General features: G+C 67.9%; 19 protein-coding genes. 9 read left to right on the top strand and 10 right to left on the bottom strand.

Going from position 1 to position 22,408, the window contains the following annotated elements; all coding sequences use genetic code 11:
• The first annotated feature begins 136 nt into the window (after window positions 1-136).
• Together ACH35V_RS28780 and ACH35V_RS28775 are read left to right on the top strand one after the other, a co-directional pair.
• Window positions 137-694 carry a TlpA family protein disulfide reductase gene (locus ACH35V_RS28780; protein WP_395976865.1) on the top strand — a complete coding sequence of 186 codons (558 nt, stop codon included), beginning with the start codon at window positions 137-139 and terminating at the stop codon, window positions 692-694.
• Between the two features lie 7 nt (window positions 695-701).
• Complete coding sequence (locus tag ACH35V_RS28775) at window positions 702-1,541, top strand: cytochrome c biogenesis CcdA family protein (protein WP_395976863.1); 840 nt, start codon at window positions 702-704, stop codon at window positions 1,539-1,541.
• Window positions 1,542-1,580: 39 nt separating this feature from the next.
• Here ACH35V_RS28775 and ACH35V_RS28770 read toward each other — a convergent pair whose 3' ends face one another.
• Window positions 1,581-2,018, bottom strand: coding sequence for a nuclear transport factor 2 family protein (locus tag ACH35V_RS28770; protein WP_395976861.1), 438 nt, complete (start codon window positions 2,016-2,018; stop codon window positions 1,581-1,583).
• 67 nt (window positions 2,019-2,085) lie between these two features.
• Here ACH35V_RS28770 and ACH35V_RS28765 point away from each other — a divergent pair, with 67 nt between their 5' ends.
• The gene (locus ACH35V_RS28765) at window positions 2,086-2,673 is read left to right on the top strand and encodes a TetR/AcrR family transcriptional regulator (RefSeq protein WP_395976859.1); all 588 of its coding nucleotides are present in this window, start codon (window positions 2,086-2,088) and stop codon (window positions 2,671-2,673) included.
• Here the strand turns inward: ACH35V_RS28765 and ACH35V_RS28760 are convergent.
• Both ACH35V_RS28760 and ACH35V_RS28755 read right to left on the bottom strand, forming a co-directional pair.
• Complete coding sequence (locus tag ACH35V_RS28760; RefSeq protein WP_395976857.1) at window positions 2,654-3,742, bottom strand: phosphotriesterase; 1,089 nt, start codon at window positions 3,740-3,742, stop codon at window positions 2,654-2,656. The two genes, ACH35V_RS28765 and ACH35V_RS28760, sit on opposite strands and share 20 nt — an antisense overlap.
• Window positions 3,739-4,815, bottom strand: coding sequence for a phosphotriesterase (locus ACH35V_RS28755; protein ID WP_395976855.1), 1,077 nt, complete (start codon window positions 4,813-4,815; stop codon window positions 3,739-3,741). The genes ACH35V_RS28760 and ACH35V_RS28755 overlap by 4 nt, the downstream gene beginning before the upstream one ends.
• 322 nt (window positions 4,816-5,137) lie before the next feature.
• On the opposite strand from ACH35V_RS28755, the gene fxsT reads away from it, so the two are divergent.
• Window positions 5,138-7,684: an FxSxx-COOH system tetratricopeptide repeat protein gene (gene fxsT / locus ACH35V_RS28750; protein ID WP_395976853.1), complete on the top strand. Its 2,547-nt coding sequence runs from the start codon at window positions 5,138-5,140 to the stop codon at window positions 7,682-7,684.
• 16 nt (window positions 7,685-7,700) lie between these two features.
• Here fxsT and ACH35V_RS28745 read toward each other — a convergent pair whose 3' ends face one another.
• Window positions 7,701-8,264, bottom strand: a complete 564-nt coding sequence (locus ACH35V_RS28745) for a GNAT family N-acetyltransferase (protein ID WP_395976851.1) — start codon at window positions 8,262-8,264, stop codon at window positions 7,701-7,703.
• Between the two features lie 575 nt (window positions 8,265-8,839).
• On the opposite strand from ACH35V_RS28745, the gene ACH35V_RS28740 reads away from it, so the two are divergent.
• Window positions 8,840-10,102: an alpha/beta hydrolase family protein gene (locus ACH35V_RS28740; protein ID WP_395976849.1), complete on the top strand. Its 1,263-nt coding sequence runs from the start codon at window positions 8,840-8,842 to the stop codon at window positions 10,100-10,102.
• A gap of 85 nt (window positions 10,103-10,187) precedes the next feature.
• Here the strand turns inward: ACH35V_RS28740 and ACH35V_RS28735 are convergent, their stop codons facing one another.
• From ACH35V_RS28735 to ACH35V_RS28720, 4 genes are all read right to left on the bottom strand, one after another.
• Window positions 10,188-10,640, bottom strand: coding sequence for a YdeI/OmpD-associated family protein (locus ACH35V_RS28735; protein WP_395976847.1), 453 nt, complete (start codon window positions 10,638-10,640; stop codon window positions 10,188-10,190).
• Window positions 10,641-11,007: 367 nt separating this feature from the next.
• Window positions 11,008-11,919: a helix-turn-helix domain-containing protein gene (locus ACH35V_RS28730; protein ID WP_395976846.1), complete on the bottom strand. Its 912-nt coding sequence runs from the start codon at window positions 11,917-11,919 to the stop codon at window positions 11,008-11,010.
• A gap of 616 nt (window positions 11,920-12,535) precedes the next feature.
• A complete protein-coding gene (locus ACH35V_RS28725; protein WP_395976845.1) occupies window positions 12,536-13,387 on the bottom strand; it encodes an SAM-dependent methyltransferase in 852 nt (283 codons plus the stop codon).
• Window positions 13,388-13,892: 505 nt separating this feature from the next.
• Entirely contained in the window at window positions 13,893-14,978 is a 1,086-nt protein-coding gene (locus ACH35V_RS28720; protein ID WP_395976844.1) for a S1 family peptidase, read from the bottom strand.
• Between the two features lie 153 nt (window positions 14,979-15,131).
• Here ACH35V_RS28720 and ACH35V_RS28715 point away from each other — a divergent pair, with 153 nt between their 5' ends.
• Both ACH35V_RS28715 and ACH35V_RS28710 read left to right on the top strand, forming a co-directional pair.
• Window positions 15,132-15,983 carry a DUF72 domain-containing protein gene (locus ACH35V_RS28715; protein ID WP_395976843.1) on the top strand — a complete coding sequence of 284 codons (852 nt, stop codon included), beginning with the start codon at window positions 15,132-15,134 and terminating at the stop codon, window positions 15,981-15,983.
• 412 nt (window positions 15,984-16,395) lie between these two features.
• Window positions 16,396-17,028 (top strand): CBS domain-containing protein, encoded by a 633-nt coding sequence (locus ACH35V_RS28710; protein WP_395976842.1) that lies wholly within the window; start codon window positions 16,396-16,398, stop codon window positions 17,026-17,028.
• A 136-nt stretch (window positions 17,029-17,164) separates the two neighbouring features.
• On the opposite strand, the gene ACH35V_RS28705 is transcribed toward ACH35V_RS28710, so the two are convergent.
• The gene (locus tag ACH35V_RS28705) at window positions 17,165-17,752 is read right to left on the bottom strand and encodes an HU family DNA-binding protein (protein ID WP_395976841.1); all 588 of its coding nucleotides are present in this window, start codon (window positions 17,750-17,752) and stop codon (window positions 17,165-17,167) included.
• 894 nt (window positions 17,753-18,646) lie between these two features.
• On the opposite strand from ACH35V_RS28705, the gene ACH35V_RS28700 reads away from it, so the two are divergent.
• On the top strand, window positions 18,647-18,820 hold the full coding sequence (locus ACH35V_RS28700) for a hypothetical protein (RefSeq protein ID WP_395976840.1): 174 nt from the start codon (window positions 18,647-18,649) through the stop codon (window positions 18,818-18,820).
• A gap of 846 nt (window positions 18,821-19,666) precedes the next feature.
• Window positions 19,667-19,912, top strand: a complete 246-nt coding sequence (locus tag ACH35V_RS28695; RefSeq protein ID WP_395976838.1) for an MmcQ/YjbR family DNA-binding protein — start codon at window positions 19,667-19,669, stop codon at window positions 19,910-19,912.
• Window positions 19,913-21,438: 1,526 nt separating this feature from the next.
• Here ACH35V_RS28695 and ACH35V_RS28690 read toward each other — a convergent pair.
• Window positions 21,439-22,344 carry a hypothetical protein gene (locus tag ACH35V_RS28690; RefSeq protein WP_395976836.1) on the bottom strand — a complete coding sequence of 302 codons (906 nt, stop codon included), beginning with the start codon at window positions 22,342-22,344 and terminating at the stop codon, window positions 21,439-21,441.
• Window positions 22,345-22,408 lie beyond the last annotated feature (64 nt).

The raw sequence follows: 22,408 nt of genomic DNA, 5'->3' as shown, positions 1-22,408 counted from the left end.
ACCCCCGCAGCGCCTTGAGCCTGTCACTTTGGTCGATCTCTGCGGAGCGCCGCCGTCCTTACGGGGGGATTACGGACAGGCGGGCGTTATCTCTTCGTAAGAACCGGGGAACCGCGCCGTCCATTAGCGTGGCGGCATGAAGAAGGCGCTCGCGATCGTGATCAGTGCGGTGTCGCTCATGGCCGGATGCGGGGGCGCCGACGACGAGACGATCGCCGTCGAGCCGACGGGCGCCGCGTCCCGGAGCCCTGCCGTGCAGAGCCCCGGCGGCGCGGGCCGGGACGCGCCCCGGACGCTGCGCTTCAAGGGCGAGACGCTCGACGGCGACGCCTTCGACGGCACGAGCCTCGCGGGCAAGCCCGTGGTGTTCTGGTTCTGGGCCCCCTGGTGCCCCAAATGCCTCGCCGAAGGCCCCGATGTCGCCAAGGCCGCCGAGAAATACAAGGGCAGGGTCTCCTTCGTCGGCATCGGCGGGCTGGAGAAGGACAAGGGCCGATTGCGCGCCTTCGTCTCCCGGACGGGCACCGAGAACCTCACCCATCTGGACGACCGGACCGGCAAGGTCTACTCCCATTTCAAGGTGACCTCGCAGTCGTCCTTCCTGTTCATGGCGCCCGACGGGACGGCGAGCAAAGACTCCGGGCCGCTCGGGGAGTCCGACCTGAACCGGCACATCGGCGAGCTCCTCGGCTGACCGGCCGATGGAGGAGATCTCGCTCGCTCTGGCCGCCGGGCTGGTGGCGGCGTTCAACCCGTGCGGCTTCGCGCTCCTGCCGTCCTACCTGACGCTGCTGATCGCCGCGCCCGGGGCGGGCGGCGTCTGGCGGGCGCTGCGGCTGTCGGCCGCGATGACCGCGGGGTTCGTCACCGTCTTCGGCGCGTTCGGCCTGCTGATCTCGGCGTTGACGAGCTCGATCCACCAGTACCTGCCCTGGGTCACCATCGTCATGGGCCTGGTCCTGGTCGCGCTCGGCGGATGGCTGGTGACCGGGCGGGAACTGATGCTCCGGCTGCCGCGCCTTCAGGCGGGCGGGCTGTCGGGTTCGCTGGCCGGGCTGTACGGATACGGTGCCTCGTACGCCGTCGCGTCCCTGTCGTGCACGATCGCGCCGTTCCTGGCCGTCACCGGGCTGGTGTCCGACGGCACGGGCATCGTCGCCGGGCTGGCGGCGTTCGCCGCGTACGGCGTCGGCATGGGCCTGGTCGTGGGGTTCCTGTCGATGCTGGTGGCGCTGGCGCACGACGCCGCGGTGGCCCGCACCCGCCGGATCCTGCCGTACGTCTCCCGCTTCAGCGGCGGCCTGCTTCTCCTGGCCGGGGCTTACGTCGCCTACTACGGCTGGTACGAGACACGCGTCAACGCGGGCGCCGAGGCCGACTCCCCCGTCGTCCGGACCGCCACGGAGATCCAGGGCGCGCTGTCCGACTGGATCGATCGGATCGGAATCTGGTGGATCGCCGCCGCCTTCGGCGTCCTCACCGCCGGAACGGTGACGGCCCGCGGCCTGTGGCGCCATCGTCGGTCAGCCCGTCAAGGGTGAGTCCGGCATCGGGCTCTACCGCGCTCGGATCACATCTGATTACAAGGTGGAGTGAGGAATGGCTTGGAGGAAATCGTCGAGTGCGCCGCGGCGGCGGGCCGAGGAGATGTGGTCGATGTAGTCGCGGGAGGCGACGATCTTTCCGTCCCGGACGCGGAGGACGAATACGCACGGCACCCGGAACGGTTCCCCGTTCTCGGTCGTCCCGCGGTATGCGAACTCGGCGACGATGACTTCCGGATCCGCGGTTTCGTGGACGATGATGTCGGCCGGTTCCTGGCGGAGAGGCGGCATGCTTTTGCCGGCCGAGAAGTGCTCGCGCAGTTCTTCGCGGGTGCGCATCGGCTCGTCCTCGAACGGCGAGAACGGATGCTCGACGCGGGTCTGCTCCGCGTAGAGGTCGGGCAGCTCGTCCCAGCGGCCTTCCGAGACCCCCCGTACGAGCTCGAGGAACACCTCGCGAGGACTGGGCGCCATGATTCCTCCCGATGACACGGTAAGGTTCCGAAGTGGAGACTCCGAATATACGGAGTGGAGACTTCGGATGTCAATGGAACCCACGCGCGCCGACGCCCGCGGCAACCGGGCCCGGATCCTGGAAGTGGCGGAGGACGTGTTCGGCAAGGGCGGCTCGGCGGCCTCCACCGAGGAGGTCGCGCGGCTCGCCGGAGTCGGCATCGCCACCGTCTTCCGCCATTTCCCGACCAAGCGGGCGCTGGTGGAAGCGGTTCTGGTGAAGCATTTCGACCGCCTGTCCGGAGAGGCGCGAAGCCTCGCCGACTCGGCCGATCCGGGCCGGGCGTTCTTCGATTTCTTCCGCCGGCTCGTGGCGGACGCCGCGGGCAAGCTCGCCATCATCGAGGCGTTCACCGAAGCGGGCGGCGACGCCGACGGCAGGGCGGCCCAGGGTCCGCGTGACCTGCGCGAGGCCGTCGGCGTCCTGCTCGGTCGCGCCCAGGACGCCGGGGCGGTCCGGACGGACGTCCGCCTGGACGAGGTCTACGCGCTCCTCGTCGGCGCCTCCCGCGCCGCCGCCCACCTCCGCCTGGACGAGCCGGTCCGCTCCCGCGCGCTCGGCATCATCTTCGACGGCCTCGCCCCCGGCGCGCTCGTCAGGGAGCCGGGGCGGTGAAGGTCAGCGCGCGGGCCGGGTTCTCCACCATGATCTTGTGGACGGCCTCGTCCGCGACCCCGAGGCGGCGCAGCGCCGGCAGGAAATGGTCCGGAATGTAGCTGTATCCCTGCCCGCCGTAGCGCTTGAGCTGGATCTTCTGGCAGACGTCGTGGCCGAGCAGGATCTGGCCGGAGTGTCCGTCCTCGACCAGGTCGGCGATGCCGCGGGCCATCTTGTGGTCGCCGAGCAGCACGAGATGACCCCACGGGCTGCCCGGCGAGGCCAGGAAGTCGAACTCGATGAAGACGCCCCGGGCGAGCACCCGCCGCGCGAAGGGCAGGTCGACGGCCAGGGTCCCGGCGTGGCCGAAGACGACGTTGGACGGGTCCACGCCCTCCTCGTCCAGGATGTCCAGGACCGTGAACTTCTCCTCGCCGACCCCGCCCACATGGAACGTGATCGGAGCGCCGGTGATGCGGCTCGCCCGTCCGGCGGCCCGGACGCTCTTGAGCTCGCCGGGCGTCAGCGGCGCGCACTCGGCGCCGACCTCGCCGATGATCCCGGCGCGGATCCCGGTGCCGTCGGCGCCGTCCACGATGTCGCGGACGATCACGGCGGTGAGGTCGTCGACGCTCCGTTCGCCCATGTCCGGAGGGTGGAACGTCGGCGTGTACCAGCCGGCGCCCATCACGATGTGGAGCCCGCTCGCCTGCGACATCCGCCGCAGCGAGCCGGGGTCGCGGCCGATGCCGAGGTTGGTGACCTCCACGACCGTCCCGCCGCCGGCGCGCTGGAACTCGCGCACCTCCGCGAGCATCTCGTCGAAATCCGCGAGGACGTCGTTGTCCGCGTTGACGGCGCCGTGCCGGGTGCGGGCCAGGTTGGCGAGGGTGAGCGGTTCCCGCGCCTGCGGGGAGTCCTCGCCCGGACGCAGCGCGTGGGCCGGACGGCGCAGGTCGACGAAGAGGTGCTCGTGCATGAGCGTCGGGCCGAGAGCCGACGGATCGACCGGCCCGGTGACCGTCAGCACCTGACCGGTGAGATCGGGGATGGTCGGCGGCAGGTTCATCGGCATCGTCCGCTTCATCCGCGGCCCTCCGTCATGGTCAGCCAGCGGCGCGGATTCGACTCCGTGAGGGCGCTCAGCAGGGCTTCGTCCGCCCCCAGATACCCCAGGTAGGGGACGAACTGCTCGGCGACGAAGCCGTATCCGCCGCCGCCGAACGCCTTGAGATCGATCTTGCGGGCGACGCGGGGCGACAGCAGGATCCGCTCGGCGTGGCCGCGCCCGGCGAGGTCCAGGACGGCTGCGGCGACGTCCTGGTCGTCGACCTCGCGGTGCACGGTCGGGAGTCGGCCGAGCCCGTCGAACTGCAGGTACACGCCGCGATCGGCGAGCCGGGCGAGGGCGTCGGCGTCGGTGGCGAGGCCGTCGCAGTGCCCGATGGCGATGCGGCCGAGGTCGGCGCCGGACGCGTCCATCAGGTCGAGGAGCTCGTGCGTGGCGGCCGCCGTCGCGGCGCGGTCGACGAGCACGGGCGCCCCGGTGCGCCGGGCGGCGTGCGCGACGGCGGTGGCCAGGGCGCGGTCGGCGGGACAGTCAAGATCCAGCGCCTCGATCTCGCCGATCACGCCCGCCCGGACGCCGTCCACGCCCTCGCGGAGATCACCGATGATCTCGGCGGTGAGGCTCTCGGCCGTCCTGCCAGCGAGTTCGGGCGTCCTCGACGGGGAGTAGCCGCCGCAGCCCATCACCACGGCGACCCCGGTCGCCCGGGCGAGGTCGGCCAGTGCCCGTGGCCTGCGGCCGAGGTCGACGCCAGTCACCTCGACGACGGCCCCGCCGCCCAGGGCGGCGAAGTCGGCGAGTTCGGGACGGACGGTCGCCTCCGTAAGCCGCCGGTCGTCCCGGTTCGGCGCGCCCAGGGCGAGCGCACCGAGCAGCCCCATGCTCACCGGCTCCTCGCCGTTCAGGTCGGCTTCGGAGAGACCGTTCGTGGCGGCTTCGGAGAGGCCGTTCAGGTCGCTGACCAGATGGACGGACGTGACCGTGTGCCCGAGGGAACGCGGATCGACAGGCCCGGTGACGGTCACGACCCGTCCGGTCGCGCTCGGCGCGCTCATCTCACGGACAGGCTGGTCGTCATTGCTGGGCTCCACGCCGGTCAATGTATCGACCAGCGTCCGCAGGCCCTCTTGTGTTTCTCCGCACGCTAGTTGACGTTCCACGCACGCCGACCGGCTCCGGCCCGCGGCCCGACGCGTTTGGCCTCATCCGGAATCGGGCCGGATGGCAAGGCGCACTCAGGCTAAGGCAGAATGAAAGTTGCATCGCGACCGAACTCGCTTGATCCATTCGGCGACGGTTTCGGCCCGAATGAATGCGTCAACCCTGTGTGTCACACTGACGGGAACTGACCTGAAACGGCCGCTGAACGCGTTCTGACTGGCGGCACTTCTGCTGTTACGCGATCCTGACGGCGTGAGCACGACCGACGACGCAGGTCGGAAGAGATTCTTCATCAGTTACGCCGGGCCCGACCGGCTGTGGGCGGAGTGGATCGGCTGGCAGCTCGAACAGGCGGAACACGATGTGGAACTCGATGTCTGGGACTGGGGACCGGGCGAGAACTTCGTGCTCCGCATGAACCAGGCGCTGCGTTCCGCGAACCGGGTGCTCGCCCTATTCTCGGCGTCGTACTTCGAGCAGGACCGTTTCACGACCGATGAGTGGACGTCCACAATCGCGATCAAGGAGTACGGCCCGCGGCTGGTGCCGATACGGATCGAGAACCTTCCCCGCGACAGATTCCCTGCCGCGCTGCGCGCGATGACGACGCTCGATCTCTTCGGACTGGAGGAGGACCAGGCGCGACGCCGCCTGCTGGAGCTCGTGGAGCAGCCCGGACACCCAGCGAGCAGCCCGGTCTTCCCCGGCCCCACGCGCAGCGGCGTACCGCGCGGGCTCGGGCCTCGGCTGCCCGGCGCCGGGCCGCAGGTGTGGCGGGTCCCCGCTCGAAATGCGTCCTTCGCCGGACGGGACGCGCTGCTAGTCGAGATTCGCGAAGCCCTGACCGTGTCGATCAGCGGAGTGGTCGTCCTCTACGGCGGAGGCGGTTTCGGAAAGACGCAAACAGCGATCGAGTACGCGCACCGATTCGCCTCGGACTATGACGCCGTATGGGTCATCGATGCGGAGCAGAGCGAATTGATCACTGGTCAGCTGGCGGCGCTCGCGACCGAGTTGGACGTGCGAGCGCCGGTGACCGATCAGACGGTCACGGCCCATCGCGCTTTGGCGGAGCTGCACAAATCGGAGAGGTGGCTGCTGGTCTTCGACAACGCGGAAGATCCGGCGGAGATAATCGACTATCTTCCTGGCGGACGCGGGCACGTGCTCATCACGTCCAGGAATTCGGCGTGGGCCGAAGCGGGCACGCGTGTCGCAGTGGAAGTGTTCACGCGGGAAGAATCCGTGCGGCTCCTGCACAATCTCGTCCCCCGTCTTCCGCCAAGCGAGGCCGCGCATCTGGCGGACATTCTCGGGGATTTGCCGCTGGCGCTCGTCCAGGCCGCCGGTGTCCTCGCCAGCGGGGTGACCGTGGCCCAGTACGAGCGCTCCCTGGAGGCTCATGCGACGGAGATCCTCAGCCGCGGGCGTCCGACCTCGTACCCCGCGTCGCTCGCGGCCGCGACCTCACTCGCGCTGGAACGGCTCGCGGCGGCCAGGGCCGGCGGCGAGACGGTGATCCGGGCCTGTGCCTATCTGGCGTCCGAGCCGATCCCGGCCGCCTGGTTCTACGCGTCGCCGGGGTCGGCGGGCGAGGGTCTCGCGGACGCGCTGGAGGCGCTTCCGGCGGGCGTGCTCAAGGTCAGCCGGGCCTTCGAGGCCATCACGCGCTACGGCCTGGCCCGCATCGACCGGAACGAGCTGCGGCTGCACCGCCTCACCGCCGCCGTCATCCGCGATCAGACGCGGACGCAGCGGGCGGCGTACCGGGCGGTCATCGCCGGGCTGCTCGTCGCGGCCGAGCCGAGGACGACCGACAAGCCGGAGACGTGGCCGGACTGGGCCGTGCTCGTCCCGCACGTCCTGAGCCAGGATCCCGCGACGAGCCCTCATGATCCGCTCCGTTTGCTGGCGACCGGCGTCGTCCGCTATCTGGTCTCGAGCGGGCAGACCCAGACGGCGCGTCCCGTCGCCGAACATTTCTATGCGAGTTGGCAGGAGGCCCTCGGCCCTGACCACGCGACCTGCCTGGAGATAAGCCTGCAACTGGCCTACGTCTATCAGCGGCTCGGCTCGTACGCGAAGTCCCAGCGGCTGAACGAGGACTGCCTCGCACGATGCCGCCGCATTCTCGGCCCGGACGACCCGCGGACGCTCAAGGCGGCCACCGACCTGGCCACGGACCTCTACGCGCTGGGGGCCGCGGAAAGGGCGTGCGCCCTGAACGAGGAGACGTTCCGTCGCAGCACGGAGGTCTTAGGGGAGAATGCGCGCTCCACCCTCGGTGTCGCCTACAACTTCGCCATCGACCTGTACACCCTGGGCGACCTCGGCACGGCCCGCACGATGGTCGAGGAAATCCACGGACGGCGGCGCGAGGTGCTGGGCGTCGAGCATCCCGACACGCTGAACTCGGCCGGCATCATGGCGGGCCACTTGAGCGAGTCGGGGCAGGTGGAGGCGGCGCGCACCCTGGCGGAGGACACCCTTGGAATGTGCCGCCGCGCGCTGGGCGAGGACCATCCGCAGACGCTGCTCGTGGCCAGAAGCCTCGCCCTGTATCTGCGGCGGCTCCGCGAAACGGAAGAGGCGCGGCGGCTGGAGGACGAGACCTTGGAGCGCTACCGCGTCGTGCTCGGGGAGGAACACCCGGACACCGCGGCGATGGCCGAGCGGGTCGCCGTCCATCGAAACGAGGGCGGGACGGGAAACGGTGAGGCAATCGACCGGAAGCAGGCCGACCGGGAAACGTGGAATCACGAACTCATGCAGCTCTACCGAGCTTTTCGCTTACTTTGACCGGGGGCGACCTGCGTCATATCTGGCCTTTGACGATCGCCCAGCGCTCGTGGTCCATCCATCTGCCATTGATCTTGATGAAGTTCGGCGAGTACCCTTCTTTCCGAAACTGTAATCTCTTGACCAGGTTGACGGATTTGAGGTTCGCCGGCTGAATGTCGGCTTCGACGCGATGCAGGTCCAGATCGGTGAAGGCGTAGTCGAGCAGCAACCGCAGCCCCTCGGTCATGTAACCGTGTCCGGTACCGGACACGAAAGCCCCGTAGCCGATGACCCCGCGCTGGTACGGCCCGCGGACGATCTCGTTGATGTTGACGAACCCGGTCATCGCCTTCGTGCCCAGCAGGCAGACGACGAACCCGTCCGCGGCGACTTGATCGAATCGCTTGATGTACCTGTCGAACTCGTCCGCGGTCTTCGGAGCCAGGATCCAGGGACGGAAGTGCGACTCGCTCCGCCGCGCCAGTCCGACAAAGGCGTCCTGATCGATGGCGGCGACCCTGCGGAGCCCCACTCTCTCCCCGCAGCGAAGGAACAGATCCTCCGCCTCCTCCGTCGCGCTATGTGTCCTGATGCTCACGATTGGAGAGTACACCTTTGCCAAAGATCACGCACTGGCCGGAAGAGCCAAAGCATCCCGGGCCAATCTCCTGCCACTTCCGCGAGCGCAGACATTTATGGACGCTCTAGAGGATCAGGCACAAGGCCGTCATCAACTCCCCCACGGGCGCGCCATCAACCGTCCCGAACCGCCAGAAGACGGTCTCGGACGCGGTCGAGATTCAAGCCGGAATCCCTATCCTCAGCGCCAACAGGATGCCCAACAAATCCATTCATCACGATAGTCGCAGCGCAGATCGTCCGGCCCACCGGTTGCTCTCATGCAGCACCAAGCCCGCGCAATCGGGAGTGTCCGGGATCCGCGTCAAAGGCTCGACCGGTAAATGGCGGCCAGCGGCCGCACGGGTCCTTTGAGATCGAGTGCCGCGTCGGCGGTGCGGTCGGCCGGGACCGGCCTCGCCCGCACGCTCGCGGATGCGGCACTAGGCCCGGGGCCCCGGAGTGTTTTGGAGCTGTGCGGGTCTCGGGTAGCAGTTTCGAGATCACTCATCGGCGGGATGCGGTTTCGGTCGGCTCGCGAGAAGGCTGAAGCCCATGACACGCACCGCAGCACGCCTGACCGCCGGCCTGGTGGCCGCCGCGGCGATCACCACCGCCGCCGGTGTCGGCGCGGCGCCCGCCGCGTCCGCGAACCCCCAGGACCGTCACGCCCTCACCCACCAGACCGCCGCGCGCGGACATCTCGTTTCCGCGACCCATCTCCGAACCATGTCCGCAGACCAGGTGCGCAGGTGGCTGGCGACGGAGGGCTTCGACAACTCGTCCGTCCGGTACGGCGTGGACACCTACCGCCTCGTCTACCGGACGATCGACGCCCGCGGCCGCGCCACCACGGCCAGCGGCCTCCTCGTCCTGCCCCACGGCGGCGAACGCAGGCTCCAGACGGTCTCCTTCACGCATGGCACGGAGATCTACAAGCCGGACGCGCCGTCAACCTCCGGCGATGTCTGGGGCCCCGGCCCGGCGGTCACCTACGGCGCGGCCGGGTTCGCCGCCGTCGCCCCTGACTACCTCGGTCTCGGCAAGGGGTCGGGCCTTCACCCCTGGAAGCATGTGCCGTCCGAGGTCTCCGCGTCGCTCGACATGCTCCGCGCCGCGCGGCAATTCGTGCCGCGCACCGGGCGCGTTCTGAACGGTGAGGTGCTGGCCACCGGGTTCTCGCAGGGCGCATCGTCCGCCCTCGGCCTGGCCCGCGCGTTGCAGGACGGTGCCGACCCCCGCTTCCGCATCCGCGCGGTCGCCCCGATCAGCGGCGCCTACGACTTCGAGGGCGCCGAACTCCCCGCCCTGCTGAAGGGTGACGTGCCGCCGGAAGTCGCCGCCGTCTACGTCTCCTACCTCTTCACCGCGTGGAACCGGATTCACGGCGGCATCTACGAGACGCCGTCGGACGTCTTCCATGAACCTCACGCGAGCCGCGTCGAGCAGCTCTTCAACGGCGCCACCCCCGGATCGGACGTGGTGGACGCCCTGCCCGACACACTCGGCGACCTCCTCACGCGACGCGGCCTCGCGATGCTGCACCGTCCGTCCGGCACGTTCGCCGAGGCCCTGCGCGTGGACGCCGAGGTCTGCAACGCCTGGACACCGCGCGTCCCGATCCGCCTCTACAAGATCGCCGACGACGAGCAGGCCACGACCGTCAACACCGACCACTGCGCCGCGTGGCTCCGCGAGCGCGGCGTCAACGCCCCCGTCATCGACGTGGGCGACACCCTGTACGGCGGTTCCCGCCACCTCGGCTCCAACGTCGCAGGCACCGCCCAGATCGTCCGCTGGTTCACTACGCTCCAGTGAAACCACGTCGCGCAAGCGGACCCGACTGCGAAATGCCCGACGGCAACGTGGTCGGGACGCGGCGCGGTGAAAGTCGTCCGCCCGGTCAGCGTTGTTTGCCCTGGCTGAGCGTGTCCACCGATTTGGCGATTCGCCGTTGCCGGGTCTGTTCGGTCTTGGCGCCCTCGATCTGCAGCACGTGATACCGCTGGTTGCTGTACGACAGGCCATCCCAGGTCTGCTGTGCCGCCGGTTCAGCGGCAAGGGCCTGCGCGAAGTCTTCGGGAACCTCGACCACCCGGGGCGCGGTGTCCAATTCGAGAGCGACCTCGGTCTCGTCTCCCGCTTCGACACCGGCCTTGTTCCTGTTCTCGGCGGCCAGCGGCAGCATGTACCGGTCGCCGTAGACGGCGACCGTGCTGCGGTAGCTGTGGGCGCCGATGGTCACTTTCACCTTCGGTTTCTTGCCCGCCCCGAGTTGTTCGACGACGCTGGCCGGAACCTCGAACCCGGTCGCGGTCTTGCCGCCCAGTTCGATCGTCGTCCGAAACTTCACCATCGTGCGCCCTCCCGATCAGCCAATTCACAGAAGCACACTGCCGTCCGACAGCGCAACAGAACGAGACAGCAGCCCCGCGTGACCAAGGTGGCCCTGAAGCCGGTCGGAGTGTCGTCGGAACTTCGGCGTCGGGGTTCGCTCATCTGACGCGTCGTGTACCTGAGCGGACGATCAGACGTGCAGGGCCCTGCCTGGACCGGTAGATGAGCTCTTGGGTGTGGCCGTCGAGCGTGAGCGCCGGGAAGGTCGTCACCTGGACGCGACCGACCAGACCGGCGGCCATCAGCCCGGTTCATCGACAGGCTGCCGTGCGAGCGCGCCCGAGGCGGCGTCACTCCGCGGCGTCGCGGGTGCTGTTCGGCATGGGTCAGTCCCATTCCCAGCGCATTCCGTGGTAGCCGCCGTCGAGGCCGAAATCGAGGAAGTGAACGCTGTTGTAGAGGGAGAGGCGCAGTTGCGTTCTGTCTTGCAGTGGGGTGCGGCCGTCCGGCCGCCACACGCGGAAGCAGCGCGTTGGGACGGCCTCGGGGTGGAAGCGGACATCAAGCATGAATTGATGCATCGGTATGCGGAATGCGCGTCCGTCGCCGGTCATGGGCGGTCCGGATTCGTCGAAGGTGAAGGTGTACTCCAGCAGGTAGGTCTCGCCCTTGGCGAGGGGGTGGTCGAAGAGGAGCTCGGTAGCGATCGCGCCGACGTCATCGGTTCGCGTCCGGCCGAAGCGGCATCCTTCGGCGATGCGCGCAGAAGGCAGTAGGCCATGCTGGTGGCTATAGACGGCGATCCAACGGTCAACGCCGCGCTGCCGGGCTTGGAACACCATGCGGGTTCGGGTCTGGAGAAGTTGCCCGTTCCGTCCCAGCAGGTATTGGCTGTGCAGGCTCAAGCCGACCATTTGCCCGTTGGTCCGGGTACCGATGGCGTCCACCAGGCCCTTGACCCGGGGCTGCTCGCACAGCTCGTCCAGTGGGAGTCGTGGTGCCTGGTATCGGGTTTTCGACTTCAGGAGGGTGAGGAGGGAATGGCGCGGCAGTCCCAGGATCTCCTCAAGTCCCCGGACGGCCTTCAGAGAATCGGCGCGCTCGGGTCTGTTTCGGCCACGCTGCCAATGGCTGAGGCACGCCACGCTGACTGGACTGCCCAGCGCTCGCAGCCGGCGGCTCAGCGCTTCCAGGCTGAGACCTCGTGCCTGAATCGCCGCCTTGAGCGCCTGATCGAACGGCCCGGTAGGGACAATCTGGAGAGGATCGTTCTCAGTTAGTGTGGGGACACTGCGCATTTTTTCTTCTTCGGAATAACCCCGACCTGTTCTTACAGGCGTCGTGATAGGTGGTCGTCGGTCGAGCCATCGACGTCCGACTGAGGAACCGCCAGTCGATGGCAGGCGATGGCGGCCGCACCCGCGACGCACGTGTCGACGTCATGCGCGACGAGGTCGACGCAGCCCGTCCCCGCACGTCCGCAACCCTCGATCCCGGCCGCCGACCCGATGGCCGCGCCGCAGCATCACGACACGCCGTCCGGGATGCCGGGCTCGACGCGCAGATGTTCGGCGGCCGGTTCCGCCGCACTGGGCTACGAGCTGCATTTTCCAAGCGAGGCGGTGTGGCGGCGCTCTGGGGACGACGACGTGGCGACCATCCATCCTCGCTGCTTCCTCTGCTCGTGGATGCCACGGCCGATTCGGCGATGGCGCCACCACGATGGGTTGCGGCAAGCGAGGTATCAATCCGGAGAACTCTAGGTGGCCCTACCTATTTCGGCCGTTCATCGTGACCGCCACACCTGTGGCGTCCGATCTGCTGCCGGTCGCTACGACGCGGCGGGCGCGTGACGGCGACGCCACCGACCGCATCGAGTGCCGCCAAGGGACGTCGGCCGAAGCACGGCGGGGGTCAGGGCTTGCGGAGCACTCCGCCGAACTCTCTGGCGAGTTCGCGTTCGGTCGACGCGCCGATGTCGGATTGCAAGGCCGGATCGACCGGGTCCAGTGGCGGCTGCGTGGGATCCGGACGCCAGTCCATGACGTTGACCATTCCCGGTTCGACGGGTTCCAGTCCGTTCACGAATGCCTTGACCTGGTCGGGCGTCCGGCTTCTCCATTTCATGCCGACACTCTGCATGATCGCGGTGAACTCGTCGGCCGTCTGCTGGTCGGCGCCGACGAATTGGGACAGCGCGACGTAGCTTCCGGAAACCAGCGCGTCCGTGAAGGTGCCGATGGTGTGCTGGGCCATCTCATCGTCGGGGATCGAATGCGGAACCGACAGGAACAGCGCGGCGACCGGCTGTGTGAAGTCGATGATGCGTCGCACGTCAGGATGATCGAGCACCTCGTCGGGCTTGGTCATGTCCTGTGCGATGACCGTGGTGTACTCGTTCTCGGCCAGCACGGCACGCCCGTGCGTCAAAACGATGGGGTCGTTGTCGACATAGACCACGTGTGCGTCCGGCCGGAACTGTTGCGCCACCTGGTGCACGTTGTGCTGGGTGGGCAATCCGCTGCCCAGGTCGAGAAACTGCTTGATCCTGGCGTCTCGTGCCAGGAATCGAACCACGCGATAGAGGAACAGCCGGTTGGCCCGCGTCGCGTCGAGAGCCTCGGGGAACCTCGCGTTAACCGCCCGGACCGCGGCGCGATCAACGGCGTAGTTGTCCTTGCCGCCGAGACCGTAATTGTACATTCGCGCGGGCGTCGGAACGTCGACCGAGAACTTCGCGGAATTCGAGGGATCATCCGTGGACACCGCAGACTCCACATCGTCCAAGCCAAGCTGACCGAGCGCGGGAATCCTACCGGCGGAGCGGTCTAGGGGGAAGACCGCACGGAGCGACGCAAACCGCCTATCTACCGGGTCCAGGCGTCCGTCCCGCAACTGCTCATGGGACGGCGAGCGGGTTAGGGTCAGTTCGATTCTGCAGGTCCGACGCCCCCTCAAAGGGACCGCACGAGTTCGGGGGACGGGCCCAACTACTTATACAGATTGCTTTTGAGAATTTGGCGGCGCAGGGCTGAGCAGGGCGGCGCGCACGAGGCGCCACCGTCAACCTCAACTGCCCATGCTCGACGGCATCTGGGATAGGGCGTCCACCCAGAAGGCGCACAAGGGAAGGCTGCGAGTCGACCGCATCGAGTCGACGAGAGATTTCCTCGCTGGACGACGGGGTTTCGATTCGTGAGCCCGTCGTCCGAGAGCGGCGGCTCAGAGGCCGGTTCCGAACGCGCCGGAACCGGCCTCCTCGGGCCTGAGGTCAGCTGACTTCGGCGCCGAAAGCCTCGAGCGGCTCGTCCACCGGCTGGAAGAAGGTGACGCCGCCAGACTGACAGTCGCCTGAGCCACCCGACGTGAGGCCCAGCGCGGTGCTTCCGCTGAACAGCGGCCCGCCGCTGTCACCCGGTTCCGCGCAGACGGTCGTCTGGATCGCTCCTGTGACGGTGCCTTCGGGATAGTTCACCGTGGCGTTGGTCGCGGTGACAGTGCCCTCGCGGAGACCGGTGGTGCTGCCGCTGCGCGTCACGTCCTGCCCGACGACGGCCTCGCCGGCCTCGGTGATGTCCTGCGACTGGCCGTTGTACAGGTTGACGGCGCCTTCCCCGGCCTCCTCCGCCTGGACGAGCGCGAAGTCGTCCCCCGGGAAGCTGCTCTCCACGGTGGTGCCGAGCGCCTGGCCGCCCTGCTGGTCGGCGGTCCAGGTGCGCACGACGTTGCCGCAGTGCCCGGCGGTGAGGAAGAAGTCCTGATCGCCGCGCTTGACGTTGAAGCCCAGCGAGCAGCGGGTGCCCCCGCCGAAGATCGCGTCGCCGCCGAGGGCAAAGGTGCGGAGGCGTCCCGGAATGCGGACCATGCGGATCGCCGGCCCCATCTCCCTGGCCGTCCGGCGCACCGCGGCCATGCGCGCCCCGGTGACGGAATCGTCCGTCCAGACGGTCACCTTGGACGTGGCGGGGTCGACGGCCCAGCCGGTGCCCGATACGCCGGACGTCGACTGGCGGAGAGCGGCGGTGATCCGCTTCAGCGTCGCCGGGCTTCTCTGCAGCGCCTTCGGCACGGCGCCGGCTTCGCGCACCATGGCGGCGTCCGCGCTGTTGGTGACCGTGACGACGGGCCGGCCGGACGAGTCGAGGTACGCGCCGGCGGTGCGCGTCCCGAGCCGGTCGGCCAGCTTGGCGGCCAGCGCGCCGGCCGATCTCCTCTGCGTGTTCGATGCCTGCTGCCCGGCGAGCGCGGCCTCCCGGCCGCCGCCGGACTGGTCCTGCATCCGGACCGCGTACAGCGAGCCGGCTACGAGGCCGGCGGATCCGGCGGTCACCGCGGTCCACGTGACCACGGTGCGCATACGAGTCTTCCTCGTGGCGTTACGGCGGGTCATGGGTCCTCCAAGGTCCGGTCTGTGCGTGGAGATACGGCGCACGGCCGGACGGAGTTCAAGCGCTAGCGGGAACGCAGGTCACGGGCACCGTCAGGCACCGATTTCGATAGCGTCGGGTTCATGCGGCTTCATGTGGGGTGCGCGATGTGGGCCCATCCGCCTTGGCAAGGACGTTTCCTTCCGCACCCGCTGGCTCCGAGTGAGCGGCTGCGCGCCTATGCGAGCTGGTGCAACGCGGTGGAGGGCAACACGACCTTCTACGCGACGCCGTCGCGCGGCACGGTCGAGTCGTGGGCGGAGCAGACGGCGCCCGACTTCCGGTTCGTGGTCAAGCTGCCGAAGTCGATCACGCACGAGCGGCGGCTGGTCGGATTCGATGACGAGTTCCGGACGTTCCTGACCGCGATGGAGCCCCTGGAGTCGCGGGCGCATGCGCTGTGGGTGCAGCTTCCGGGGTCGTTCGGCCCGTCGGATCTCGGGACGCTGGCCGGATTTCTGCGTCGCCTTCCGAAAGAGCACAGATACGCCGTCGAGGTGCGCCACCGCGCGTTCTTCGAGGACGCCGGATGCGTGCGCGATCTTGAACGGGTCCTCGGCGGCGCCGGGGCAGAGTGGGTTCCGTTCGACACCACCGTGTTCTTCGAGAGGCGTCCGGGCAGCGACGCGGAACGCGATGCGTGGACGAAGAAGCCGCGTGTTCCGCGGCGGTCTGTCGCGCTGACCGACCGTCCGATCGTCCGCTACCTGGGACGGGACGACACGGCGGAAACGGTCGAAGGATGGCGATTCTGGATCGAGAGGGTCGTCGAGTGGTTGCGTGAGGGACGTTCGCCGACCGTGTTCATCCACACACCGGACAACGCAGACGCACTAACGCTCGCCCGCCGCTTCCACGACGACGCAAGAGACCGACTCCCCGAGATCAACCCTCTACCCACCCCAGAACCGACCGGCCCCCCAACACTGTTCTAACACCCAACCCACCTAACCCAAGCCCACCCAGACCCAACACCACCCAGACGCCGGCCCCAGCACCACCCAGACGCCGCACCACCCCGGCCCCAGCACCACCCAGGCCCAGCCATCCGGGGCGGGTATCACCCTGGTCGGTTGGGCACGGTTATTGCTTGGCATCGGCCCTTGCTGGCTTCACCTACCACGCCCAAAGGCGCGCGTCCGCCAGGAGCGCTTGAGGCTCAGGGCTTGAGGATCAGGGCTGGCGTCGTGGCGGGCTAAAGAAGACCGTCATATCTCGCAAGCAGCCTCATACTCGCGCTCGTCCTCCCGCTCGCCATCATCCTGCGACCCTGCGGCAGGCCCGGCCGAGCGCCACGGTCGCCCGGCAACCTTGGGCGAAAGGGTCAGAAGGGCACCATCCGGGTAAATGAAGGTGCGTCCTCGCCGGAAGGAGAAACGCGCCATGCTGGTCCGGGAGGCGATGACCTCGCCCGTCGTGACGATTCCGCCGTCGGCCACGGTCCGTCAGGCCATCCGCGTCCTCCATGAGCACGACGTGACCGCACTGCCCGTCGTGGACGAATCAGGCCTGCTGGCAGGAATCGTCAGCGAGACGGACCTCCTGCACGACGTGTTCGAGCACGACCCCAGAGCGTTCGCCCGGACGGCCGCCACCGCAACGGCCCCGCCCCCGCGTCGCGTGGCGGAGGTCATGACCCGCGACGTGGAGATCGCCCTGCCCAACACGGACATCGCCGTGCTCGCCGAGACGATGCTGAAAACGCGGATCAAGAGCGTCCCGGTCCTGACCGGTTCCGACATCGTCGGAATCGTCACACGCCGAGACCTCGTCGCGATCCTGGCCCACGACGACGCCCGCATCCGTGACGACGTCCTGGCCACGATCGCAGAGTACGAACCGGACGCCTCGCAGTGGGACGTATCGGTGCGAAACGGCGTGGTCGAGTTGCACGGTCGCGCGGACACGTCGGCCAAGCGGATCGCCGACGTCCTCCCGCAGACAGTCCCGGGTGTCACCCACGTCGCGATCCGAGACTGAGGTTCCGATCCCCGCGCACGAGACCACAACTCGGCCCACCCAACCACCGAACGCCCCAAACGCGACGCCGGTTGCAAACCATGCTCGCCCGCCCAACTGTCGGCTGGGCGCGATGGGAGCAACCGTTCGCGTGAGGCTACTTGGAGGCCTTGGCGCGAGACTTCGACTTGCGCGGTCGCTTCTTCGAGGAGGCCTCCGCCTTGGAAGCCTTCGGAGCCTTCGGAGCCTTGGCCGCCGCCTTGCCCTTCTTCGACACTTTCTTCGCGTCCGCGGCTTTCTTGGCCTTCTTCCCAGGCTTCTGTTCGTTCTTGGCCTTCTTAGCGGACGGCGGATCGACAACGACGCTCACCGCCGTATCCGGCGCCGCGGCCGCCGCCACGGCCGGTTCGGCCGCGGTGGCCTCCACAGCCTGCTCTTGGACGACGGCGGGACCGCTCTCGGCGACACGATTCCGGAACGTCTGCCCGGACCGGAACCGCGGCACCTCGGCGGCGGGCACCTCGATCGGAAGGCCGGTGCGCGGATTGCGGGCACTGCGGGCCGGACGGGACAGGCGGTCGAACGTGCCGAATCCGGTGACGATGACCCGCTCCCCGGCGGACACCCGTTCCATCACGGTCTCGACCACGGCGTCCACGTGCCGCCGGGCGGCGGCCTCGTCGCTTCCCGCGCGCTCCGCCACGGCTCTGACCAGTTCGCTGCGGTTCATGCGCCATGCCTCCACTGCTGTGATATGTACGGCTCAGCGTAGACCTGCGTGATGTTCCGGACCCGGACATCCGCGCCGGACTCAGCATGTCTTCCAACCAACGCCGCCGACCGAGCCCACCTCAACGCGCCGCAGCGAGCAAGGTCCGGACGCCGAAGCCCGCCACTCCAAGGCATTCCAAGAACCCGCGGTTCTCGTCCGGCAAGCGCAGCAGACACAGGACGGCGCGGCTTCCTTACAACGACCGCGACATCCACATGCACCACCCCCGCTCTTTTGCCGTCGCCGACCGCACACCCCTCGAAGACCGCTACACCCGCCAGATGACCCACCTTCGCACCGTCAGCGGAGCGAGGTGACCCGCCGCGCGAAAGGGCATCCTTCGGCGACCCACGATCAACCGTGCCTCTTCGTACTACTGGACGTGCCCCAGAACCCGACCAACGCCAGCACGATGAACCGAGCAAGATCCATCGTCTGGCCTTGGCGCGGACATTCTCTCCGTGAGTGGCGCACGTCAGCGTCCACGGACTCGGTCACGCCCTCCGTAGAACTGGCCGAAGGGCGGGGGCACGGCCAGGACCATCCGGACGTGCCCATGAACACGATCCGCCATCCGGGCACCCACCAGCTGGACGATCTCATGGGTGCTGCTCACGACGGCCCGGCCGCCCCTGCGCCCAGGAATTGCCGGGCCCGCCTCCCCTCGCGAGCTCTCGCACTGCACGGGCCAGGAAACATCGAACTGCGCATGCGACGTCCACGATTCCGGACATGATCTGTGTCTACTGCTCACGCGGCCCTCACGCTCGACCGGCTAGCCCACCTCCCATCCGGCCACTAATTCCAGTCACGGGCCGCACGCGCCACGTTCGCGTCGAACTCGCCGTGCCCGATGGGTCATCGGGAATGCATCGCCTGGACGTCCCGGCGGCGCGTCCGAGCGGGCATGCCGTGCGGTGTCCGGGTGCGCTCGCGATCGTGCTGTTGGGGGTGACGGTGCGATATCCGGAGGCGGACGGCGCGGCGCTGGAGGGCGTGTCGTTGCGGGTGGGGCCGGGGTGGATCGCGCGGCGACAATGAGGCTTCGGAATCCCGCCAGCCGCTCCGGTCCAGGCGACACCTCGGAGTGCTGCACAACCGCAGCAATAGAGACAGCCGAACCGAAGTCGTCCACCTGTTCCCAAGGACGAGAAGCCGACCACGTCTCTGCATGCGCGAGGCGAGCAAAGACTGACCCATGGCATCGGCGCATCGATGACCGCCTAGCGGGACGAGCCGGACGCGTAGTACCGAGGCTCACAGTACGTCCGCGAAACCGACCGGCCAGTCGGCAAATCCTGCGTCCGCCTGGACGAACGTCGCATTGGCTGGCGCCCCTAGCTGACCCGCTTACTAACGCCCGGACGTCTCAGCCACGTCCTCGACATCCGATCCGCCGCCACTCCGCACCCTCAAGAAGCGTCACGCACGCCCTGGACACGCCACACCCCTCACCGCGTTCCCGCTCACCCCCTAGACCAACCTCATTGACCTTGCCCCGCACCTCCCCGGGCCGCCCCTCATCTCACCGGTAACCTCGGGGAATGGCATCGCGCCTCTTGGTCATCCACTCGCATGACCAGTCGCCGCTCGCCGAGTTCTGGTCGACCGTCCTCGGCCAGCCGATCCTGCGCCGCTTCCGAGGACGAAGCCATCGCAGCGCCAACCCCATACCGACCTTGGGCACACATCAACCGTCACATAAATTCTCACCAATCAACGCCACCAACAAGTCAGGGGCATCTAATACTTGCCTGGATCGCACAGCCACCAATACGCCCTACTCGACCCTGACCGAGCATAGGAATTAGCGCTAACAAGCACCCGCTTTGGTCACAGCTACACGGAATGACTCAGCCCGGACCTGCAACCTTCCAAGGAAATGCAATGACCGACATGGATGCGCTGTCCCGAATACGAGAAATATGCCTTTCGCTACCGGAGGCGACCGAGAAGCCATTTGGCGGGCATACTGCGCCCTCCTTTCGAGTCCGCGACAAGTTGTTCGTGATGACCAGCGAGGACGGCCTCTCGATGACACTCAAGGCAGGCACGGGCGTGCAAGAAGCTCTCGTGGCGGAAACCCCGAGCGCTTCTTCGTCCCGAAGTATGTCGGCAGCAAAGGATGGGTAGGGGCACACCTCAACATCGACCACGACTGGGCTGAAATGGCTGAGCTCATCGAGGACAGCTACCGCCTGATCGCACCAAAGAGCCTGGTGAAGCTGCTGGATAAACGATAGCAGCCGTCCGCACAATGCATCTGCGGCAGACACCAAATTCCCTCGCGGAATCCAGCCGTCAACCCCCGCCGACATCATCCCCCTTGAAGCCCGCCTTGTCCGAAGCCGGACAGGCCGAAGAACCACGCTCGCGGCTTCATGCACGAAGATGTTGCAGATTATCCTCAGCGACACTGACCTGTGAGGACACGTTCCTCGCAGGGAAGACCCGCTGTGTGGGACGTCTGAATGGGCCCAGGACTTCACGATCGACATCCTGGACTTCACATGTGCGTGCCCGGCGTCGAACTTGTGGGTTAGGACCAGGGTTCTGTGGTCAGGGCGCCCAGGTCTCCCTGGGAGGCGGGCCTAGGACGACGCCGCTGACCCGAATGAGGCGCCAGCCGGCCCCCGGCAATGCACGCATCCGCCGTAGTTGCGGCGCATGTCGACCTCGCCTTCTACGAGAAGGACGCGGCAAGTGCAGCGGCCGCCCTTGCACGCGAAGGGGTGGTCGCGCATACCTTCGGAGCGGGTTCGAGGACGGTGGCGTCCTGCGGTTGAGCGAGCGTGGTGGAGCGGCCGTCCCGGATTACAGTCACCTCGCTGACCAGGCCCTAGGGGCGAGCTACTTCCGGCTGAGCACGCGCGGGATCGTGTCCACGTGGAACAGCTCTTGACGGAGACGGTTGCGTCCTGCGGTTGGGCGAGCGTAGTCGAGCGGCCGTCCCGGATTACAGTCACCTCGCTGACCAGGCCCTAGGGGCGGGCTACTTCCGGCTGAGCACGCGCGGGACCTCGTCCACGTGGAACAGTTCTTGACGGAGACGGTTGCGGCTCCTTACCTCGCCCCACCCACCCCGACCCGCCCTAACCTGACCAACCCCATCCCCCGCCACGCCCTGCCCTGACCTGGCCTGACCCGCCCTGCCCTGCCCTGCATGCCCCGCGCCTACCCTGCATGCCCGCCACGCTCTACCCCGGCCTGCCCGCCACGCTCTACCCCGGCCTGGCCTGCCTGCCCCGCCATACCCTGGCCTGCCCCGCCACGCCCTACCTTGCCCTGCCACGCCTCTGGCCTGGCCTGCCACGGCCCCTGTCCTGGCCTACCTGCCACGCCCCTGCCTGGCTCGCCTGGCCCGTCACGTCCTGGCCGCCCTGCCCTAGCCCGCCCTCCCACGCGAGGCGCGGCCCGCCCCGCGTGACGCGGCCCGCCCCGGGGGGCCTGGCCCGGATGGCGTGGCCTGGCCTGGGTGGCGCGGCCTGGGCTGGGAGGGCGGGCATATCGACAGGTGTGGAATCCGCCGATTCGGCGCGATCAACTTCCGCGCCCCGCGACCATGGCGGGAGGACACAGCATGCTGGCCCGCTGACTCGGTTCGATCGCACCGCCTCCGTACCCCTCGTCGCAGGGGTGGTATCGATCGAGTTGAGCGGTCACCATGACCGGCGGTTCAGGCGGGCCAGTCGGACGGCGATATGTCCCATTGTGGAATTATCTGGTTGCCATCCTCGTTGGATGAGTGCGGTCAGAAGAGCCTCCAGGTAGGCCGTGGGCTGGTATAAGAAATTCTTGGTCACAGGAAGAATCTCCCACCCCATCTCTTTTGTGAGCCAAGCCCGTCGGCGCGCGTCGTGAGCTTGGGCCATGCGACCCGAGTGATGACGTTCGCCGTCGTATTCCATGCCGACACGGAGTTCCGGATAGCCGAGGTCTACGTAAAGCCACTGGCCGTCTTCGCCCCTCACCGGGACTTGGGTCTTCGGACGGGGAAGGCCTGACTCTATGACGGCGACACGGGTCCAACTCTCGCCAGGGGAAGCGGCGCCGCGATCACTGAGGCGGAGAATCTCCCGCAACCTCCTGTTGCCACGGTAACCCTGCATGCTCCGGGCCATGGAGCTGAGTTCATCAGTCTTCACTCCTCGCCGGAGAAATTGATCGAGGGCCGCCACCGCCTCGTAGCGAGGAAGCCAACGGGCGCAGTCCAATGCCGTGCGAGCCAGAGTCGTCATGCGTACACCAAACTCCTCCGTAACGTGGTCTGCGGGAAGTTCCACGGTCTCCGCGGTGATCCGCGACATCGGATTGTCAGACGACCCGGGAGTGATGAGTTCGACGTTCCAGTCGGCCTCGTCCACTCCCGGCGGTAAGACGTCAAGGCCCCAAATCCATGCGGCGGCGCGGCGGGCGACGACGGCGTCCTGCGGGAGTAGGTCGCTGAGTGCGGCGGTACGCGCGGCAAGCGAAGCCCCTTTGACGGGAACGAAGTACACGCCGGGTCCGACGGGGATGATCGAATCCGCGGACGCTCGCTTCCAGGTAAGGCTGAACCCGTTCATGCCCACGATCATGCCCCTCGGCCACTCACCGCGAAGACCACTGCGAATATGTGGATAACCTTGG

Origin of the sequence: Actinomadura sp. 1N219 (assembly GCF_044326405.1) — a bacterium.
Lineage (GTDB): Bacteria > Actinomycetota > Actinomycetes > Streptosporangiales > Streptosporangiaceae > Spirillospora.
This window is presented reverse-complemented; position numbering and strand designations above follow the sequence as displayed.